Source organism: Neotamlana sargassicola, from assembly GCF_020523965.1.
GTDB lineage: Bacteria > Bacteroidota > Bacteroidia > Flavobacteriales > Flavobacteriaceae > Neotamlana > Neotamlana sargassicola.
In genome coordinates this window covers 425,348-445,286 of the sequence record NZ_JAJAPX010000001.1, presented here as the reverse complement: position 1 = coordinate 445,286, position 19,939 = coordinate 425,348, and the positions used below count along the sequence as shown (strand labels likewise).

The 19,939-nt window shown below is 33.8% G+C and carries 16 protein-coding genes; 7 read left to right on the top strand and 9 right to left on the bottom strand.

The features are described from left to right. Positions 1–100: 100 nt before the first annotated feature. The gene (locus LG651_RS01920) at positions 101–2,323 is read left to right on the top strand and encodes a response regulator (RefSeq protein ID WP_226694470.1); all 2,223 of its coding nucleotides are present in this window, start codon (positions 101–103) and stop codon (positions 2,321–2,323) included. A gap of 19 nt (positions 2,324–2,342) precedes the next feature. Here LG651_RS01920 and LG651_RS01915 read toward each other — a convergent pair whose 3' ends face one another. The 3 genes from LG651_RS01915 to LG651_RS01905 form a co-directional block, all read right to left on the bottom strand. Next, the gene (locus tag LG651_RS01915; protein ID WP_226694469.1) at positions 2,343–3,374 is read right to left on the bottom strand and encodes an NADP(H)-dependent aldo-keto reductase; all 1,032 of its coding nucleotides are present in this window, start codon (positions 3,372–3,374) and stop codon (positions 2,343–2,345) included. 274 nt (positions 3,375–3,648) lie between these two features. Continuing rightward, positions 3,649–4,605 (bottom strand): OmpA/MotB family protein, encoded by a 957-nt coding sequence (locus LG651_RS01910; RefSeq protein ID WP_226694468.1) that lies wholly within the window; start codon positions 4,603–4,605, stop codon positions 3,649–3,651. A 30-nt stretch (positions 4,606–4,635) separates the two neighbouring features. After that, positions 4,636–5,397: an exodeoxyribonuclease III gene (locus LG651_RS01905; protein ID WP_226694467.1), complete on the bottom strand. Its 762-nt coding sequence runs from the start codon at positions 5,395–5,397 to the stop codon at positions 4,636–4,638. Between the two features lie 250 nt (positions 5,398–5,647). Between LG651_RS01905 and LG651_RS01900 the strand changes: the two genes are divergently transcribed. Beyond that, the gene (locus tag LG651_RS01900) at positions 5,648–9,070 is read left to right on the top strand and encodes a hypothetical protein (RefSeq protein WP_226694466.1); all 3,423 of its coding nucleotides are present in this window, start codon (positions 5,648–5,650) and stop codon (positions 9,068–9,070) included. Here the strand turns inward: LG651_RS01900 and LG651_RS01895 are convergent. From LG651_RS01895 to LG651_RS01880, 4 genes are all read right to left on the bottom strand, one after another. Further along, positions 9,067–9,975 (bottom strand): M28 family peptidase, encoded by a 909-nt coding sequence (locus LG651_RS01895; protein ID WP_226694465.1) that lies wholly within the window; start codon positions 9,973–9,975, stop codon positions 9,067–9,069. The two genes, LG651_RS01900 and LG651_RS01895, sit on opposite strands and share 4 nt — an antisense overlap. Before the next feature lie 149 nt (positions 9,976–10,124). After that, positions 10,125–10,868 carry a succinate dehydrogenase/fumarate reductase iron-sulfur subunit gene (locus tag LG651_RS01890; protein WP_226694464.1) on the bottom strand — a complete coding sequence of 248 codons (744 nt, stop codon included), beginning with the start codon at positions 10,866–10,868 and terminating at the stop codon, positions 10,125–10,127. 70 nt (positions 10,869–10,938) lie between these two features. Then, positions 10,939–12,951 carry a fumarate reductase/succinate dehydrogenase flavoprotein subunit gene (locus LG651_RS01885; protein WP_226694463.1) on the bottom strand — a complete coding sequence of 671 codons (2,013 nt, stop codon included), beginning with the start codon at positions 12,949–12,951 and terminating at the stop codon, positions 10,939–10,941. 11 nt (positions 12,952–12,962) lie between these two features. After that, positions 12,963–13,640: a succinate dehydrogenase cytochrome b subunit gene (locus LG651_RS01880; RefSeq protein WP_226694462.1), complete on the bottom strand. Its 678-nt coding sequence runs from the start codon at positions 13,638–13,640 to the stop codon at positions 12,963–12,965. 201 nt (positions 13,641–13,841) lie between these two features. Here LG651_RS01880 and LG651_RS01875 point away from each other — a divergent pair, with 201 nt between their 5' ends. Continuing rightward, complete coding sequence (locus LG651_RS01875; RefSeq protein ID WP_226694461.1) at positions 13,842–15,134, top strand: aminopeptidase P family protein; 1,293 nt, start codon at positions 13,842–13,844, stop codon at positions 15,132–15,134. Between the two features lie 57 nt (positions 15,135–15,191). Here LG651_RS01875 and LG651_RS01870 read toward each other — a convergent pair whose 3' ends face one another. Then, complete coding sequence (locus LG651_RS01870) at positions 15,192–16,514, bottom strand: aspartate kinase (protein ID WP_226694460.1); 1,323 nt, start codon at positions 16,512–16,514, stop codon at positions 15,192–15,194. 98 nt (positions 16,515–16,612) lie between these two features. Between LG651_RS01870 and LG651_RS01865 the strand changes: the two genes are divergently transcribed. From LG651_RS01865 to LG651_RS01850, 4 genes are all read left to right on the top strand, one after another. Further along, positions 16,613–17,269 carry a hypothetical protein gene (locus tag LG651_RS01865; RefSeq protein WP_226694459.1) on the top strand — a complete coding sequence of 219 codons (657 nt, stop codon included), beginning with the start codon at positions 16,613–16,615 and terminating at the stop codon, positions 17,267–17,269. A gap of 6 nt (positions 17,270–17,275) precedes the next feature. Further along, positions 17,276–18,055, top strand: a complete 780-nt coding sequence (locus tag LG651_RS01860; RefSeq protein ID WP_226694458.1) for an alpha/beta fold hydrolase — start codon at positions 17,276–17,278, stop codon at positions 18,053–18,055. 56 nt (positions 18,056–18,111) lie between these two features. Beyond that, complete coding sequence (locus tag LG651_RS01855; RefSeq protein WP_226694457.1) at positions 18,112–18,393, top strand: hypothetical protein; 282 nt, start codon at positions 18,112–18,114, stop codon at positions 18,391–18,393. Positions 18,394–18,459: 66 nt separating this feature from the next. Continuing rightward, the gene (locus LG651_RS01850; protein ID WP_226694456.1) at positions 18,460–18,729 is read left to right on the top strand and encodes a hypothetical protein; all 270 of its coding nucleotides are present in this window, start codon (positions 18,460–18,462) and stop codon (positions 18,727–18,729) included. Here LG651_RS01850 and thiL read toward each other — a convergent pair. After that, on the bottom strand, positions 18,719–19,762 hold the full coding sequence (gene thiL, locus LG651_RS01845; RefSeq protein WP_226694455.1) for a thiamine-phosphate kinase: 1,044 nt from the start codon (positions 19,760–19,762) through the stop codon (positions 18,719–18,721). The two genes, LG651_RS01850 and thiL, sit on opposite strands and share 11 nt — an antisense overlap. Between the last annotated feature and the right edge of the window lie 177 nt (positions 19,763–19,939).

The window sequence follows — 19,939 nt, the reverse complement described above, 5'->3', positions numbered from 1 at the left end:
AAATCTTAGAAATTATCGGTAAAACTGCACTGTTCTTAACGATTTAATAACCTAACAGACTCATGGTTTAAATACATTTGCCCTTTCCCTAAATAAACCAATGGCATTTAATTTTTACAAATCTTACAGATTTAAAATTGTTTTTTCCTTTCTTATAGTAATTGCAGTTACTCTACTTTTGTTTGTAAGCTACAATTATTTTAATTCGAAAACTTTAGAATTACAAAAGCTAAGCAATTCTATTTACGAGTTAGAATCAGACTTTAGTAACAACGAAAAATACTTTCTTTCTTTTTTATTAAACGGTTATAAATCACCTGAGTTTTACAATAATTATAAGGAGAAAAATATTGATGCTTTTATAAATAAAATTACGCAACAAAAAGACAGCTTGATAAATATATCGAGGAAATTAAATGCGAACAAACTTCTTACAAACAGTGATTTAGTAGATAGTTTAAAAACAAAATTTGGCCATTTATACAAACTATCTGAGCATATAAAACATGAACGTTTTTTACTAGGTTATCACGACTACGGTAAGATAGGACATATGCGTAAACTTATACATGGTATTGAAGCATCTCGAAACCTTCCCGTAGATAAAATTTTACAGTTGCGCCGTCATGAAAAAGATTTTTTATTGCGTAGCGACAGTTTATACATCAATCAGTTTAATAGTTTAGCAAGTAAATTAATTGAAGAAAATCCAAAATTAGTTAGTCTAAAAAATTATAAAAACTTATTTAACGATGTTTCTAAACTGTATTTTAACATTGGGTACAATTCTAATAAGTCTCACGGATTGTGCGCTAATATTTTGGCAACTAACAAAAATATCCTTTCCGATTTAAATGAAATAAACACGATTAGTAAAGCCGAAATAGCTAAAAAAAATGCCGGCACTTCTATTTTTATAAAATCATCTATATCGGCAATTCTGCTTTTTATGGTTTTGTTAATTTTATACTTATCTCAAATTTTAACGCGCGATTTAAAGCGTTTAAAAGTATCGATGCATAAGTTTATAAAGTCCGATTTTAAAGAATACGATTTTAATGTTGATGAAAACTCCAAAATTTTAGAAATCGATTTTCTATACAAGGCTTACGATTTACTAAAGGAAAACTTACTTAAAAATATTGATGGCTTAAATTTAACAATTGAAGAGTTAGAACGCGCTACTGCCTATAAATCGAGCTTTTTAGCTAATATGAGCCATGAAATTCGAACACCTTTAAACGGAATTATTGGTGTTTTAAATTTGATAAACCAGACTAATTTAAACGAAAACCAAGTAAAACTTCTCGAAATAGCCAACCACTCATCGAGCCATTTATTAGGTTTGATAAATTTAATTTTAGATTACTCAAAAATTTCGGCTGGTAAAATGGAATTAGAATATATTCCGTTGCAAGTAGAAGAGGATTTAAGTAAAATTATCAAAATTTTTGATTTTCAAGCGCAAGAAAAAAATATTGATCTTTTATTTGAATATAATAAAGACAAAAACGCATCCGACTTCGTTTTTGGCGATACCATTCGCTTAAATCAGATTATAATTAATCTTTTAAACAACGCCTTAAAATTTACAGAAACGGGTTACGTAAAACTAAAAGTAACTCAAAAACAACTTAATGCAAACACCGATACTTTTTTGTTTTCTGTAAAAGATACAGGTATTGGTATGGAAAAGAGTATGAGCGATAAAATTTTTCAGGCTTTTGAACAAGAAGATTTGTCGACCACACGAAAATTTGGCGGTACAGGATTAGGACTTGCAATATCGAATGAATTGGCATCGCTAATGAATGCCGAATTAAAATTTGAATCGGAAAAAGGTGTAGGTACCGAGTTTTATTTTGAGTTGCAGTTAAAACGCACCTCGCAAGACAGCTCGCTTATTCCTAAAAATAATTTTATATCAAACCTAAACAGTAAAGGTGAAACTATAAAGGTTTTAGTTGTTGATGATAACAAAATGAACCAAAAGGTACTGGCTTTAATGCTTAAAAAGTTTAACATTGAAATAAATTATGCCGATAATGGTGTAGAAGCTATTGAAGCTTTTAAAAACGGTGCTTTTCATATGGTATTTATGGATATTCAAATGCCAATTATGGATGGATTAGAAGCTACAAAAAATATAAAGCAAACCGAGATTTTTAAAGCTAATCCCATACCAATTATTGCAGTTTCGGCTAGTGCTTATACCGATGATAGAAGACAAGCTAGTCAAGCAGGGATAGATGATTTTATATCGAAACCCATTGAATTAAAAAACCTCCAAGATATATTAATTAAATATTCCTTGAAGGTTTAAAATTTAAAATCCTGTTTTGTTACGGCGCCGGATTAGGTATTTCGTCGTGTACCGCATTTATTTGTTTTAAAATATCGTCGTTCAAGGTAACCTCTATGCTTTCTATATTTTCTTTTAATTGATTCATTGTAGTTGCTCCAATAATAGTACTAGTTACAAAAGGTTGTTGGGTAACAAAGGCTAAACTAAGTTGAGCTAATGTTAATCCTTGCTCTTCCGCTATTTTTAAGTATTGTGTAGCTGCTTTTGTGGCATTAACACCACTATAGCGTGAAAATCTTGGGAATAGTTTTAAGCGCGCATTGTCTTTGGCTGTGCCTTTTATGTATTTACCAGAAAGTACACCAAAAGCCATGGGCGAGTAAGCTAGTAAACCTACGTTTTCTCTTAAAGATACTTCTGCTAAATCGGTTTCAAAGCTGCGAGTTAATAGCGAATAGGCATTTTGTACGGTTTTTATTCGTGGTAAATTGTGAGTTTTAGCTTCTTGCAAATAACGCATGGTTCCCCAAGAATTTTCGTTCGAAATACCAATATGTTTTACTTTACCTTGTTTAACTAAGGCATCTAAACTGTGAAGTACTTCATTAAAATTATCTTCCCACTGGGTGTCTAGTTTAAAATTTCTCACCCCAAAACGATTAGTATCGCGCTCTGGCCAGTGCAATTGATATAAATCTAAATAATCGGTTTGTAAACGTTTTAATTCTAAATCTATAGCTTCGTTTATAGCTGCTTTACTAAAACCATTGGTGCGAATATGCGCGGTATAATCGCCTGTTCCAGCAATTTTTGAAGCTAAAACTACTTGATCTCTTTTTCCTGATTTTTTTAACCAAGTTCCTACAATTTCGCTTGTACGACCGCTAGTTTCTGCTGTGGCTGGTACTGGGTATAATTCGGCAGTGTCTATAAAATTTATACCATGTTCTATAGCATAATCGAGTTGTTTGTGGCCTTCGGCTTCGGTGTTTTGGTTACCAAATGTCATGGTGCCTAAACATAATTTACTAACTTTTATATTGGTGTTTGGCAGGGTTGTATATTTCATTTTACTCCTTTTGTCATGCTAAACTTAATTTAGCATTTTATTAATTGAATTTTTTAATTATGAAGGGATTCCGTAATGTAGTACGGAATGAGAATTATGTACTGTTATTTTTAGAAGATAAAGATAAAAAAACCTTTCAGTTGTTGTTTAACTGAAAGGTTTAAAACTGTGTTAAGGTTTGCGTTAGGGATTGCAGCGGCATCCTTTTTTGTGCATAAAGGCACAAAAAAGATATAGCGTAAAGCCCGACCCTTGTGGTAACGCCCTAATTATGTTATTCGTTTAATAGCTGCGAAAGCTCGTCTAATTTTGGTGTTAAAATAACCTCAATTCTACGGTTTTTTGCTCTGCCTTCTGGCGTACTATTTGTTGCTACTGGTGCAAACTCACCACGACCTGCTGCGGTTAAATTCTCGGGGGTTATTTGCGGATTTTCGCGTAAAATATTTACAATAGCAGTGGCGCGTTTGGTGGATAAATCCCAATTGCTTGTTAATGGCCCGTTGCCAGAATAGGGTACGTTATCGGTATGGCCTTCAATTAAAACGGCGATGTCTGGGTTGTCGCCTAAAACGTTTCCTAGTTGTTGTACAGCACGACGCCCTTCGGTACCAACAGCCCAACTTCCTGAACCGAAAAGCAATTTGTTTTCCATGGATACGTAAACTTTGCCATCGCGTTGTTCTATGGTTAAGCCTTTGCCTTCAAAATCGGTTAAGGCATGCGAAATGGCATCTTTAAGTGCGCTCATTGCAGCATCTTTATCGGCAATAACTTTTTCTAATTCGGCCACGCGGTTAGAGCGTTCGGCTAAAGCGTTTTTTAAATTTTCTAAACGAGCGCTTTCTGCAGCAAGTGCATCTTCTTTAGCTTCGAGTTGTGCTAAGAGCTCTCTGTTTTTTTCTGAGTTTTTAGCAATGGCTGCCGAACTGTTTTTTTCTAAAGCTTCGTAAGAGGCTTTTAAAGCGTCTAGGTTCGCTTTAGTTGCTGCATAATCGGCTCTTAATTGGTCGCGTTCTATTACGGCTTCGTTGTATGCCTTTTTTAGTTGCTTTAATTCGTTTTCGGCCATGTTTCGAGCGCTTTCTAGCATTTCATTGTCGGTAGAAAGATCTCGGTTTTCTTTTTTCAAGGCATTGTATTTGTCTTCGAGTTCTTTGTAAATTTTTGGTGAAACACATGCGGTTAAAACTACCGCTAGAAGTAACAAAATGGAGATTTTTTTAAGCATGTAAAATAAAATTAAGTTGATTTGAATTGTTTATTGGTTTATTTCTACTAAAATAGGGCAGTGATCGCTATGAACTGCATCGGTAAGTATAACGGCTCTTTTAATGTTTTCTTGTAAAGGTTGCGAAACCATGGCGTAATCTAATCGCCAACCCTTGTTGTTTGCTCGCGCATTGGCACGGTAGCTCCACCAGCTAAACTCTTGCTTTTCGGGGTTTAAATAGCGGTAAGAATCAATAAATCCGCTATCAATAAAATTCCCTAGCCACTCGCGTTCTTCGGGTAAAAATCCCGAAACACCTTTCATTTTTGGGTTGTGTATGTCTATTTCTTCGTGACAAATATTGTAATCGCCACAAATTATTAAGTTTGGTAGGCTTTGTTTTAAATTGTTAATATAGTCTTGAAACATATCCATGTATTCAAATTTATGGCTTAAACGCGCGCTATTTGTTCCCGATGGCAAATACAAACTCATTACCGAGCAGTCATCAAAATCGGCGCGGAGGTTTCTACCTTCAAAATCCATTGACTCAATTCCTGTGCCATACTCAACATGTTTGGGTTCAATTTTACTTAAAATAGCAACACCGCTATAGCCTTTTTTTTGTGCGCTAAACCAATATTGGTATTTGTAACCAGCATTGGTAAACACCTCTAAATCGAGTTGTTCTTTAAGGGCTTTAATTTCTTGTATACAAATAACATCGGGATTCGCGGCTTCTAGCCAGGTTATAAAACCTTTGTTTAATGCCGCGCGAATACCGTTAACGTTATAGGAAATAATCTTCATAATCGAGGTGTTTACAAACAATCCAGAATTAAATTGGTTGTTTTATTTAAAAAGTTTAATGTTTTAGCTAAAATAAATAATACGTTACTTTTACACTATTAAATTTTATGAGATTTTAAATTTTCTTCTGGTTTTAAATTGAAGTTGTTTTTTCTATTTAGTTAAACAGTAGTGATTTAAGAGGTGTTTTTAACCTTGTTAAAATAAAAAGAAACAAAATAATTTAATTTGTTTTTAGTTTTAGTAACTAATGAAATTAACTGTAGCTGCTTTTATGTTTTTGTTCGTGTTTTGTGGTTTTGCACAGAATAACACATCTAATTACAGAATTAAAAAAGTGGCTGTAAACGATACTATTTTAATAGATAGTGTTAGTATAAATTCCAATTACTTTTTTTTGAAAACGAAAGCTGAAGTTTTAATGGATACAGCGATGTATTCGGTTAATTTTACGAAGGCTATTTTAACTTTTAAGCAACCTGTTGAAACCGATTCGGTTATTATTGAATATTTAAAATTCCCTGAATTTTTAACCAAAACCTATCAGCAACTCGACGAAAGTATTATTGTTGAGAATACCAATGTTCAAAATCGGTTATATAAATTTACCCAAAGCAATAGCGAGAATACTTTTGTTCCTTTTAATGGATTAAACACTTCGGGAAGCATTGCTCGTGGCGTTACAGTTGGTAATAACCAAAATTCTGTTTTAAATAGTGAGTTAGATTTACAAATTACGGGTAAATTAAACGATAAAGTATCCTTGCGAGCTTCTATTCAAGATGCTAATGTGCCTTTGCAAGAAAGCGGGTATAGCCAACGTTTAGATGAGTTCGACCAAGTATTTATAGAGCTATTTAGCGAGCGTTGGCGCGTACGTGCTGGTGATATAGATTTGGTAAACAACAACTCGTATTTCGCTAATTTTTCTAAACGTGTGCAAGGTTTAAATATTAATGTTGATTTAGGTGATTCTGGTAATGAAACTAATATTTTTGCGGCTGGGGCGGTGGTTCGTGGTCAGTTTACTACTAGCCAATTTGTAGCGGAAGAAGGCAACCAAGGCCCATATAAATTGCAAGGTCAAAATGGCGAATTGTATGTTTTGGTTGTTTCTGGAAGCGAAACAGTTTACGTAAACGGTATTGCGCTTAAACGTGGAGAAAGCGAAGATTATATTATAGACTATAATGCCGGTGAAATTATTTTTAATTCTACTTTTCCTATAACTTCCGAAATGCGAATTACTGTAGACTATCAGTTTAGTGATAGAAATTATTCACGTTTTATAGCATATGGTGGAGGTGAATATAGAAGTGATAAATTTGAAATCGGAGTTTCGGTGTATTCTGAAAATGACTCAAAAAATCAACCACTACAACAAAACTTATCTCAAGAGCAAGTGGCAATTCTTGCCAGTGCAGGCGATAATGAAGATTTAATGGTTTCGCCATCTGAAACGGAACAAGAATACGACGAAAATCGTATTCTGTACAGAAAAGATATTGATAATGGCAATGAGGTTTTTGTGTATTCTAACAACCCAGAAGACGAACTGTATTTAGTAACTTTTAGTTATGTTGGCGAAAACCAAGGCGATTATGTTTTAATAAACAGTAATGCTATTAATAATATTTACGAATTTGTAGGTGAAAATTTAGGCGATTATGCACCTATTACGAGGCTTATTGCGCCCACAAAACTGCAAATAGCTGTTGTAAACGGTAGTTATATGCCAACCGAAAAAACACAAATTAATTTTGAAGCTTCAGCAAGTAAAAACGATTTAAATTTATTTTCTAATTTAAATGATGATGATAATAATGGTTTCGCAGGAAAGGTTGCTGTTAGCCAAACGATTGTTGAAAGAGATAGTGTTTTAAATGTCGATGCCTTTGTTGATGCCGATTACATTTCGAGTAATTTTAGAAACGTTGAAGGTTTATATTCTCCCGAATTTAATCGCGATTGGAATTTAGATGTTACCAACATTACAGGTATTGGTTTTGGGCTAGGAAACCAAACCTTAGTCAATGCGGGAGTTAATGCATTAGTTAATAAATATGGATTGGCAAATTATACGTTTCAACATTTAAGTTTTTCCAACGGATTTAATGGAAACAGGCATATATTAAATGCACAGTTTGCCTTTAATAGGTTTTTGGTGGTTTCAAATTCGAGTTATTTAAATTCAAGCGCTACTTTAAACGAATCTAAATTTTTGCGTTCTTACAATCGGTTAACTTATAGTATGAAGAAAAGTTGGTTAGGTACAAAATTTTCGGTTGAAGATAACCAACAACGCGACCAAGTAAATCAGAATTTAACCGATTTAAGTCAGCGATTTAAATCTTACAATGTCTATTTTGGAGTGGGAGATAGCACCAAGGTTTTTGCAGAAATTGGTTATAAACATCGTGTAAACGATAGTGTTAAAAATAATAGTTTGCAACGGGTAAATACATCGAATACTTATTATTTAAACTCTAAATTAATCGAAAATAAACACACTAATTTAATGTTATTTGCCAATTACCGAAAGCTAGATTATGATGATGAAGCTTTTGAAGATGAAAATTCGGTAAACTCGCGCATGCAATTTACTCAACAGTTTTTTAAGCAAATGGCACAATTAAATTTAAACTACGAAACTAATTCAGGTAGTATTGCAGAACAAGATTTTACATATGTTGAGGTCGAACCAGGGCAAGGTAGTTATACTTGGCTCGATTATAATAATAACGGCATTCAAGAACTTGAAGAATTTGAAGTTGCACCGTTCGCCGATCAAGGTACTTATATTCGGGTACTGTTACCTAACCAAGTTTATCTTAAAACGCATCAAAATAAGTTTAGTGGTACACTATCATTAAACCCTGCAACTTGGTCGGTTAGTAAAAATAAATTTAAAAAGATTGTATCTCATTTTTATAATCAAACCAGTTATTTAATCGATAGAAAAAACCTGCGATTTGGAAACTCATTTAAGTTGAATCCTTTTGAAAAAGATGAAGAAAACCAATTAGGTTTACAGCTTAATTTTAGAAATGTGTTCTTTTTTAATCGTGGTAAACAGCGTTACACCACATCGTATACGTTTTTAGAAAATACCACTCAAAGTTATCTTTCCGTTGGGGCATTATCAAGTCGTATACGAAGCCATCAATTAAACTTTAACCATAAAATTATGGAAAGTTGGTTAATTAATTTTTTATCTGCACACGAGAAAAACGAAAGCGAAAGCGAAAACTACTCCAGTAAAAATTTTAATATAAATCAGTTTCGAATTAATCCAAAAATATCCTACTTGTTTGGTGGTAATTCTAGTTTCGATTTGTTTTATCAGTATACAAATAAGAATAATATTATTGACGATTTTGAGCGTTTAGAGCAACAAAAATATGGAGCATCCTTTAGTTTTGCTAGTAGTGCAAAAAGCGCGTTAAATGGTGAGTTTAATTATTTTTCTAATGCTTTTAAGGGCGATGCTAATACACCAGTAGCTTACCAAATGTTAGAAGGACTACAACCAGGAACTAATTTTACGTGGACACTTTTAGCTCAAAAAAAAATGACTAAATATCTCGATTTAAACTTTAGTTATTTTGGTAGAAAAACAGAAACGAGTCGTATTATTCATACTGGAAATATTCAGTTGAAAGCTTATTTTTAAAGTTGGGTATCAATAGCTTTAAAAACAGATATAATTGAATGTACGGCTTTAATGTAAAATTCGGGGTGAATATTTTCGAAGTCGTCTGTAGGTTCGTGGTAATCTTCATGGTCTTCAACTCCAAAATACAAAAACGGAACGCCTTTTTTGTAAAAGTTGGCATGATCGGACGAGTACGTCCAGTTTTCTAAATTGTCGTTAGCATCGTGCCCTATAACTAGTTTAAATTGTTCGCTGTTTTTGTAATTGTTAACGATGTTTTTAAAACGATTATGGGTGTCTGTTCCTACAACAAACAACTCTTTTTTATCGCTTCGACTTACCATATCAAGATTTATGTTTACAATAATATTTTTAAGCGGAATTAAAGGGTTTTTTGTAAAATAATATGAGCCTTTTAAACCGAGTTCTTCAGCATCTAAAGCGGCTAAAATTACAGTATGTTTTGGAGGGTTATTTTTAAAGTACTCGGCAAAGCTAAAAAGTGCGCCAATGCCTGAAGCATTATCGTCTGCACCGTTATAAATTTCGTTGCGTTTAATACCTTCATGATCGAAATGTGCTGTAATTACAATATATTTTTTTTGTTTCGATGTGCCTTTTATATAGCCTAAAATGTTTGTAGCTTGGTATTGTTTTACACCTTTCGAAAATGTGAAATTCTGTCTGTATTTATTGGTTAATGGTTTTACTCCAAGAGCATGAAATTGATTAATAATGTACTTTTTAGTTTTTTCTGCTCCTGGTGTTCCTGTTCTTCTGCCCTCAAAAGCATCAGATGATAATGTTTTTATATGTTTAAGCAGTTCCTTTTCATTAAACCATTGTTGTTGAATTTCGGTTTGTGAATGGGTTAAAATTCCTGTGAAAAATGCTAGGATAATTATGCAGAGTTGGTGTTTCATTTCGTTGTAAATTGGGGTATATTAAATGTTATATGAAATTTTTATGCCAAATTGCATAGTATAAAAAAATAAAAGTAGCTAAAAAAAATAAAAAAAGCTCAAGTAAGTTTTTACTTGAGCTTTTTTATAAGAGTATTTATTTTGGCTGGTTAAGAAACCGAAGCTTTCATTAATTCACGGTTCATTCTTGCAATGTTTTCTAAAGAAATTCCTTTAGGGCATTCAATTTCGCAAGCTCCTGTGTTTGTACAGTTACCAAAACCTTCTAAATCCATTTGAGCTACCATGTTTTTTACACGATCTGCAGCTTCAACTTGTCCTTGTGGTAAAAGTGCATATTGCGATACTTTAGCACCAACAAATAACATAGCAGACGAGTTTTTACATGTAGCAACACATGCACCACAACCAATACATGTTGCAGCATCCATAGCTTCATCGGCAGCATGTTTAGAAATTGGTAATGCGTTTGCATCTTGTGTGTTTCCAGAGGTGTTTACCGAAATGTAACCACCAGCATGTTGTATTCTATCAAAAGATGTTCTGTCTACAACTAAATCTTTAATTACTGGGAAAGCAGCAGCTCTGAATGGCTCAATGGTAATAGTGTCACCATCTTTAAACATACGCATGTGTAATTGACATGTTGTAACGCCACGATCTGGACCGTGAGCTTCACCATTTATATACATAGAACACATACCACAAATACCTTCACGACAATCGTGATCGAAAGCAACAGGTTCTTCGCCTTTTGCAATTAACTGTTCGTTTAGAACATCCATCATTTCTAAGAAAGACATGTGTTCTGAAATTTCGGTAACTTTATAATCTACCATTTGACCCTTAGTGTTAGAGTCTTTCTGTCTCCAGATTCTTAATGTTAAATTCATTTGTTTTAGTTTTTGGTTGTTAGTTGCTCGTTGTTAGTTTTACAGGAAACTAATAACTGACAACCATCAACTATTTATATGAACGTTGTTTCAGTTCGATATCGTTAAACTCTAATTCCTCTTTGTGCAATACTGCATCGGCAGGTTCGCCTTTGTATTCCCAAGCAGCAACATAAGCATAGTCACTATCGTTACGTTTAGCTTCTCCTTTTTGTTCGCCATCTAACTCAACAGACTCTTCTCTAAAGTGTCCGCCACAAGATTCGTTTCTGTTTAGTGCATCTTTAGCAAAAAGTTCACCAAGTTCTAAGAAATCAGCTACTCTTCCAGCTTTTTCTAGTTCTGGGTTCATTTCGTTTGCATTTCCAGGTACAGTTACGTTTTTCCAGAAATCTTCACGAAGTGCTTTTATTTCGGCCATAGCTTCTTTTAAGCCTTGTTCGTTTCTAGCCATTCCGCATTTATCCCACATTATTTTTCCTAATTTTTTGTGGTAATAATCTACAGAGTGTTCTCCTTTATTATTAATAAAGAAATCGATTCGATCTTTTACTTCTTTTTCAGCTTCATCAAATTCAGGAGTATCTGTTGGAATTTTTCCAGTACGAATTTCATTAGATAAATAATCACCAATTGTGTAAGGCAATACAAAGTATCCATCGGCTAAACCTTGCATTAATGCAGAGGCACCTAAGCGGTTAGCACCATGATCGGAGAAGTTAGCTTCACCAATACAGTATAAACCATCAACAGTGGTCATTAAGTTATAATCAACCCAAACACCTCCCATTGTATAGTGTGTTGCAGGATAAATCATCATAGGCGTTTCATACGGATTCTCATCTACGATTTTCTCGTACATTTGGAATAAGTTTCCGTATTTAGCTTCTACTATTTTCTGACCTAATTCGTATACTTTTCCTGCTGAAGGGTTTGTAATACCAAGAATTTTAGCTTGCTCTTTACCGTATCTTTCAATAGCTGAAGCAAAATCTAAATATACAGCTTCACCAGTAGCGTTAACACCATAACCAGCATCACAACGTTCTTTAGCGGCACGCGATGCAACATCACGAGGTACTAAGTTACCAAAAGCTGGGTAGCGACGCTCTAAGTAGTAATCTCTTTCGTCTTCCGATAAATCGGTTGGTTTTTTCTTGCCTTCACGAATAGCAATAACGTCTTCCATGTTTTTTGGCACCCAAATACGTCCGTCGTTACGTAAGGATTCCGACATTAACGTTAATTTAGATTGGTAATCACCAGAACGAGGAATACAAGTTGGGTGAATTTGTGTATAGCAAGGGTTAGCAAAATAAGCTCCTTTTTTATGAATTTTCCATGCTGCAGTAGCATTAGAACCCATAGCATTGGTAGATAAGAAATAAACATTTCCGTAACCACCAGAAGCAATAACTACAGCATGAGCTGAATGACGCTCAATTTCTCCTGTAATTAAGTTACGCGCAATAATACCACGAGCTTTTCCGTCTACTTTTACAACATCTAGCATTTCGTGACGGTTAAACATTTCTATTTTACCACGGGCAATCTGTCTGTTCATTGCAGAATAAGCGCCTAATAATAATTGCTGACCAGTTTGTCCTTTAGCGTAAAATGTTCTAGAAACAAGTACTCCACCAAAAGAGCGGTTATCTAAAAGGCCACCATAATCGCGAGCAAAAGGAACGCCTTGAGCCACACATTGGTCAATAATATTTGCCGATACTTCAGCTAAACGGTATACGTTAGCTTCACGCGAACGGTAATCGCCACCTTTTACAGTGTCGTAAAATAATCTGTAAGTTGAATCGCCATCACCTTGATAGTTTTTGGCAGCATTTATACCACCTTGCGCTGCAATTGAGTGTGCACGACGAGGTGAATCTTGATAACAAAATGCTTTTACGTTATATCCTAATTCGGCAAGAGTTGCAGCTGCAGAACCTCCAGCTAAACCAGTACCTACAACAATAACATCTATAAGACGTTTGTTTGCAGGGTTTACCAAATCAATTTTGTCTTTATAAGTTGTCCATTTATCTTTAATTGGACCTTGAGGTACTTTTGAATTTAAAGCCATATTATGTAAGATTAATGGTTAAAATGATGATAAAGTGCTATAAAAATAAATCCTAAAGGAATTATTATAGAATACGCTTTACCAATGTTTTGTAAAGTTTGTTTTCTTCCAGCCGTTGCTCCTACAGATTGAAACGCCGAGGTAAACCCGTGTAGTAAGTGTAAAGCTAAAAACACAAAAGCCAATACATAAGCACCAACACGAATAGGGCTTACAAATTTATGAGTAAGCTCCTCGTAGTAACGAAACCCTTCAACGCCGTCTAGCGTTCCAGACCAATCGCCTTGAATGTATTTTGTGTTAATTTCAGGAATCCAGAAATCGATAAAGTGAAGCACGATAAAAGCTAAAATAGCTGCACCACTCCAAATCATATTTCTACTCATCCAAGAAGAATTTGCGGCACCATTATTTTTTACATAAGCAACACCTTGTGCCTTTTTGTTTTTAATTTCTAAAACAAAACCCATGATGAAATGAAACACTACACCAAAAATTAAAACCGGTTGTAATGCAAATTGAACCATAGGATTCGTTCCCATAAAATGCGACACTTCATTAAACGCATCAGGGTTAAAAACAGAAAGTAAATTAATTGCGAAGTGTTGTAGTAAGAATACCATAAGGAAGAATGCCGAAAGTGCCATGGCAACCTTTCTTCCTATCGAAGATTTAAAAAATCCGCCCATTATTTTGTTAGTTTATTTATATATAACAAAGGTAAGGCTCAAAGCTATTTTTAACAAGCATTAAATGGCATTTTACTGCGTATTTAGAATGATTTTAAAGAAGATTATGCCCTGAAAAACTTACATTATGTTAAAAGCTTAGTAAGCCAAATAGCTTTTTGTAGCTTTGTGTAATTACAAAATTTAATTTCTATTTTTATTATGAAATATTTACCTATTGATAATGAGTTGTTTATAAAAAACAGAAAAAAGTTTGCGGCTAATATGAAGCCGAAAAGTTTGGCTGTTTTTAACTCTAATGATATATACCCAATTAGCGCAGATAGTACCTTGCCATTTCAGCAACATCGCGATATTTTTTACTTAAGCGGGGTAGACCAAGAAGAGAGTATTTTGGTAATATTTCCAGATTGCCCAAAAGAAAAACATCGTGAAATTTTATTCCTTCGAGAAACTAACGAGCATATTGCTGTATGGGAGGGCGCAAAACTAGACAAAGAAGCGGCTTACAAAACCAGTGGCGTAAAAACGGTGTATTGGTTACAAGACATGGAAAAAGTAATGTTTGAACTAATGACACAATGTGATACTGTTTACATAAATACAAACGAACATTATCGTGCAAATGTAGAAACCGAAACCCGTGAAGATCGATTTTCTAAATGGTTAAAGCAAAAATATCCAGCTCATAGCGTTGCCAAAAGTGCTCCTATTTTACAACGATTACGTTCGGTAAAGGAGTCACAAGAAATTGCTTTAATGCAGCAAGCTTGTGATATTACTGAAAAGGGATTTAGACGGTTGTTAAATTTTGTAAAACCCGGAGTTTGGGAATATGAAATCGAGGCAGAGTTATTGCACGAATTTATTAAAAATCGATCTAAAGGTTTTGCATACTCGCCAATAATTGGTTCTGGAAATAACGCAAATGTGTTGCATTATTTAGAAAATAACAAACAATGTAAAGCCGGGGAATTAATTTTGCTTGATACAGCCGCAGAGTATGCAAATTATTCTAGCGATTTAACTAGAACCATTCCTGTTTCTGGTACGTTTACTAAACGACAAAAAGATGTTTATAACGCGGTAAACAATGTAAAAAAAGAAGCAACAAAAATGTTAATTCCTGGTACTATTTGGGAAGATTATCATGTTGAGGTTGGTAAAATAATGACTTCTGAACTTTTAGGTTTAGGTTTGCTAGATAAAGCTGATGTGCAAAATGAAGATCCTGATTGGCCTGCTTACAAAAAGTACTTTATGCACGGAACGTCTCATCATATTGGTTTAGATACGCATGATTACGGAATTTTAACCGATCCAATGGTACCAAATATGGTATTTACTGTAGAGCCTGGAATTTATATTCCTGATGAAGGTTTTGGTATTCGATTAGAGGACGATGTGGTAATTCAAGAACAAGGAGAACCTTTTAATTTAATGAAAAATATTCCTATTGAAGCTGATGAAATTGAAGACATTATGAATTCATAGAAAAACAAAAGGGATTGCAAAAGCAATCCCTTTTTTTCTCCACGCTAGCTTAGTGATTTACAGAGTGACTAATTCAAATAAATAATTATTTAGCTTTTGTAGTGTGGTGATTTTATTGTTGGTATCAATTAATAAAGAAATGTTGTTGTTGCTTCCTCCATAAGAAATCATTCTTATTTTAACATCTTGTAGTATTTGAAACAATTTAAAAGTTTCTTGGTGGTTTACTACTGCATGTCCAACTAAGCAAACAATACTTTGGTTATTATCAACTTCTACAGTTGAGAATTTTTCTAATTCGTTCAGTATTTTTTCTAAATTTTTATCATCGTCTATGGTTAATGAAACAGCAACTTCCGATGTGGTAATCATGTCGATAGAGGTTTCATAAACTTCAAAAATTTCAAAAACACGTTTCAAAAAACCATGGGCTTGTAACATTCTGCCCGATTTAATTTTTATAGCAGTAATGTTATCTTTCGCAGCTATAGCTTTAACACCGTTTTCTGAGGTTTCTTCAGATATTAATGTGCCATAAGCTTCAGGATCCATAGTGTTTTTTAAGCGTACAGGAATTTGATCTTTTCTAACCGGCGAAATGGTTTGCGGATGTAATATTTTAGCTCCAAAATAAGCTAATTCTGCAGCTTCATCAAACGACAGGTTAGAAATTGGTTTGGTGTTTTCAACATGACGTGGGTCGTTATTATGCATCCCATCAATGTCGGTCCAAATTTGTACTTCTTCAGCTTTTATTGTGGCTCCAATTATTGTAGCTGTATAATCGCTTCCGCCACGTTGAAGGTTAGAAATTTCATCTTCAGTATCTAAACAAATAAAGCCTTGAGTTATGTAAATTTCAGCTTCACCAGCATTTTTAATTACTTGGTTAAAGTTTTCTTTAATGTAAGCAAAGTCAGGTTCCTTGTGCTCATCAATACGCATAAAATCTAGAGCAGGAAGTAAAGCGGCGCTAATACCTTCTTGCGCTAAATAGCTGTTAAACATATATGTAGATAATAGTTCGCCTTGAGCCAAAATTTTATTTTCTAAAGCTAATGTATGTGTTTTGTAAGTGCATTCTATTAAAAAATCGAACACATCATTTACATAACTTTTTACATTGTAGTTTAAAGTTTTTTCTTGTAACAACTCGTTAATAGTGGCTGTATATTTTTCATGAAGCGCATTAATATGTTCTAAAGCTTCATTAGAATTTTTTTCCGAAATAAATTGAGCAATTGCAACTAAAGCGTTGGTAGTTCCAGACATAGCCGAAAGCACAACAACCTTTTTTTTGCCATCGTTAATTATACTTTTAACGTTGCTCATGTTTTTTACCGAACCTACAGAGGTTCCTCCAAATTTCAATACCTTCATTTTCAATTAATTTGTTGGCTAAATTAAAACTCCTTTTATAATTTTCTATGTTTTTAATAAAAAAAAATTATTTTTACACAAATTGTTAAATAATTAACATGAAAACAGTATCTAATTGTGTAGAAGATATTTTAATATCGCAACCTTATCTTGAAGAGGCGCTTTCAAGAAACATTATTAATTTTAGTGCTTTGGCTATTGAGTTAACCGAGCCAATAAGCAAAATGTTAAAAAAAGATGTAAAGCCTGGAGCTATAATGATGGCTTTAAGGCGATATAACCCGCCAGTAGCTTTGTCTAACTCTATTAAAATGAAGCGGGTAATACAAAATTTAGGCGATATTACCGTGCGCTCCAATCTTACCGATTTTACCGTAAAAAATTCTGATACTATAATTGATAATCATGCTAAAATTCTAGAACGAATCAATCAAGAATCTAAATTATTTTACACCTTTACACGTGGTATTCATGAAAGCAATATAATAATATCCAGTAGTTTAAATGATTTTATAAAAAGTCAGTTGCAAGGTGAAACTTTTCTGGCAGTTCAAGATGGGTTAACGGCCATAAGTATAAATTTACCCAAGGACAATTCTAAAATAGCAGGCCTATATTATCATTTTTTTAAGCGCTTAGCTTGGGAAGGTGTGGTGCTTTACGAGGTTATTTCTACAACTAACGAGTTCACTATATTAGTTGAAGATGAATTTGTAGACAAGGCATTTACTGCCATTAAGAAAGTAAAAGCATAAATTTAAATGACTTTTATTTACAAAGAAGCTTCAGTTTTTTACACAGATTCTGGTAAGGGTGAAACCTTGGTGCTGTTGCATGGGTTTTTAGAGCACAGCGGTATGTGGGAAGATTTTATACAAGAACTTAGTAAAAAAAATAGGGTAATTTGTGTTGATTTATTGGGGCATGGTAAAACCGATTGCTTGGGTTATGTGCATAGCATGGAGCTCATGGCGGAAACTGTATGTGCGGTTTTAAGGCATTTAAATATTGCTAAAGTTAGTTTGGTTGGACATTCAATGGGTGGTTATGTTGCTTTGGCTTTCGCCGAAAATTGGCCAGAAATGGTTTCGGGTTTGTGTTTATTAAATTCTACAGCTGAAGCAGATTCAATTGAAAGGAAGCAAAACCGCACACGTGCTATTGATACGGTAAAAAACAATCATGAACTTTTTATAAGAATGGCTATAGCCAACTTATTTTGGCCAGAAAACCGAAATCGGTTTGCAAACCAGATAAAGGAAACAATAAAAGAAGCCACCAAAACTCCTCTGCAAGGTATAATTGCAGCCTTAGAAGGTATGAAAATAAGGCGAGATAGACAGCATGTTTTAAAAAATGCATCTTTTAAAACTTTAATTATAGCAGGAGAAAAAGATCCTGTTTTATTCTACAAATCTCTTTTACGTCAAGCAGAAAAAAATAATTGCGCAATAGTCTCATTTCCAGACGGACATATGAGTTTTATCGAGAATGCTTCAGAATTACTGAAAACAATAACGCATTTCGTCGAAAAAACATAGCGTTTTATCGTGTTTTTAAATATTTTTTGTAGATTTAGATACCAAATCCAAATACTATGAGAAATTATTCACCTATTAGAGCAGCGCTTATGCCCCGAATTTACTGTAATGTTTTTGGGCATGACTACCATGTAACAAAAAAAGTAACACGTCACGTAAAAGAGTATCGATGTTCTCGCTGCAAGAAGGAATTAACCACAAACAGTAATGGCGATTTAACCGCGTTAACACCTAAATTTAAGGAGATAAACGAAGTTTTAGAGAAAATTCACTCAGTACGAAATAAACGTTTGCAGGATAAATCTATCACTTCATCGATTAGCTCGCAAGTGGTATAATTTTTTTAGTCTTTTTTATTAGTTTAAAAGTCTCTAATTAACTAATTAAAAAGATTTTGATAGCGAATGAAAAACCTTCATTGTAAAATCTTTGGGCACCATTACCAAGTGTCTAGAGAAGTTACTTTACATGTAAAAGAGTATACCTGCAAAAATTGCGGTAAAGAACTAACCACAAATAGCAACGGCTATCTTGTTGAGCTAACACCAAAATATAGAGAAATTAATGATGTGTTAGCATCGATGTTTATAAAACGTCACGGACATCTTCCAACTACAACCGAAACCACCACACCACCACTAATAGTAGGTAATTTAATTAGCTTTAGTCATTAAAATTTTTCCAGCCTTGTGCTTTTAAAGGAATTTTTGTGTCTGCTCTGGTAATTAAATGTAATCCTTCTTTTTCTTCCTTAATAAAACCAATAACACTTAAATTAGGGTTGGCTTTTATTTTAGGGTAATCGTCTTGCGATATAGTGAAAAGTAATTCATAATCTTCACCTCCGTTTAAAGCAACGGTTGTGCTGTCTATGTTAAATTCTTCGCAAGTTGAAATTACTTGAGGGTCTAAAGGTAGTTTGTTTTCGTATAAATCGCACCCTACTTTGCTTTGTGTGCATAAATGCATGATTTCAGAGGATAAACCATCACTAATGTCAATCATAGAAGTAGGTTTAACATCCAAATCACTTAAAAGTTTTACAATATCTTTTCTGGCTTCTGGTTTTAATTGGCGCTCAATAATGTAAGTATACGGTTCTAAATCTGGTTGATTATTAGGGTTTACTTTATAAACTTCCTTTTCCCGTTCTAAAACTTGTAAGCCCATATAAGCCGCACCAATATCGCCACTTATCACCAATAAATCGTTAGGTTTAGCTCCGTTTCTGTAAACTACTTCATTTTTGTCTACTTCGCCAATGGCTGTAACCGAAATTAATAAACCTTTATTAGAGGATGTTGTGTCTCCGCCAATAACATCAATATTATAAATTTTAGCAGCTGTTTCAATACCTGCATAAATGGCTTCTATGGCTTCTAGAGGAAAACGATTAGAAACAGCAATAGAAATGGTAACTTGTGTTGCAGTAGCATTCATAGCATAAACATCAGATAGGTTTACAATTACAGATTTGTAACCTAAGTGTTTTAAAGGCATGTAGCTTAAATCAAAATGCACGCCTTCTACCAATAAATCTGTGGTAACAACAACTTGCTTTTTAAAATTTAATACAGCGGCATCATCACCAATACCTTTAATTGTAGAACTGTGGTTTATCTTAAAGTTTTTGGTTAAATGGTCAATTAAACCAAATTCACCTAAATCGCTTAACTGTGTTCTTTGCTGGTTTTTATCTTCTATCATAATGCAAAAATAAGAAGCTAATTTTGTTTTTTATCATAATTATGCCATTAACTAAAATGTATGGGACTTATTTCGAATAATAATAAAGTTTCTGTTCCTAAATTTCATTTTTGATTTTCTATTGTTGTGATCTACTTTTTTAGTACAAAAGTTTTGGAAGTGGGTAGGCATTATCTG

Bases quoted from the DNA above. Each gene is read 5' to 3' on its own strand.
- LG651_RS01875 (WP_226694461.1), top strand. From the start codon at position 13,842: ATGAAATATTTACCTATTGATAATGAGTTGTTTATAAAAAACAGAAAA.
- LG651_RS01855 (WP_226694457.1), top strand. From the start codon at position 18,112: ATGAGAAATTATTCACCTATTAGAGCAGCGCTTATGCCCCGAATTTAC.
- LG651_RS01880 (WP_226694462.1), bottom strand. From the start codon at position 13,640: ATGGGCGGATTTTTTAAATCTTCGATAGGAAGAAAGGTTGCCATGGCA.
- LG651_RS01890 (WP_226694464.1), bottom strand. From the start codon at position 10,868: ATGAATTTAACATTAAGAATCTGGAGACAGAAAGACTCTAACACTAAG.
- LG651_RS01895 (WP_226694465.1), bottom strand. From the start codon at position 9,975: ATGAAACACCAACTCTGCATAATTATCCTAGCATTTTTCACAGGAATT.
- LG651_RS01885 (WP_226694463.1), bottom strand. From the start codon at position 12,951: ATGGCTTTAAATTCAAAAGTACCTCAAGGTCCAATTAAAGATAAATGG.
- LG651_RS01900 (WP_226694466.1), top strand. From the start codon at position 5,648: ATGAAATTAACTGTAGCTGCTTTTATGTTTTTGTTCGTGTTTTGTGGT.
- LG651_RS01870 (WP_226694460.1), bottom strand. From the start codon at position 16,514: ATGAAGGTATTGAAATTTGGAGGAACCTCTGTAGGTTCGGTAAAAAAC.
- thiL (WP_226694455.1), bottom strand. From the start codon at position 19,762: ATGATAGAAGATAAAAACCAGCAAAGAACACAGTTAAGCGATTTAGGT.
- LG651_RS01915 (WP_226694469.1), bottom strand. From the start codon at position 3,374: ATGAAATATACAACCCTGCCAAACACCAATATAAAAGTTAGTAAATTA.
- LG651_RS01910 (WP_226694468.1), bottom strand. From the start codon at position 4,605: ATGCTTAAAAAAATCTCCATTTTGTTACTTCTAGCGGTAGTTTTAACC.
- LG651_RS01860 (WP_226694458.1), top strand. From the start codon at position 17,276: ATGACTTTTATTTACAAAGAAGCTTCAGTTTTTTACACAGATTCTGGT.
- LG651_RS01920 (WP_226694470.1), top strand. From the start codon at position 101: ATGGCATTTAATTTTTACAAATCTTACAGATTTAAAATTGTTTTTTCC.
- LG651_RS01850 (WP_226694456.1), top strand. From the start codon at position 18,460: ATGAAAAACCTTCATTGTAAAATCTTTGGGCACCATTACCAAGTGTCT.
- LG651_RS01905 (WP_226694467.1), bottom strand. From the start codon at position 5,397: ATGAAGATTATTTCCTATAACGTTAACGGTATTCGCGCGGCATTAAAC.
- LG651_RS01865 (WP_226694459.1), top strand. From the start codon at position 16,613: ATGAAAACAGTATCTAATTGTGTAGAAGATATTTTAATATCGCAACCT.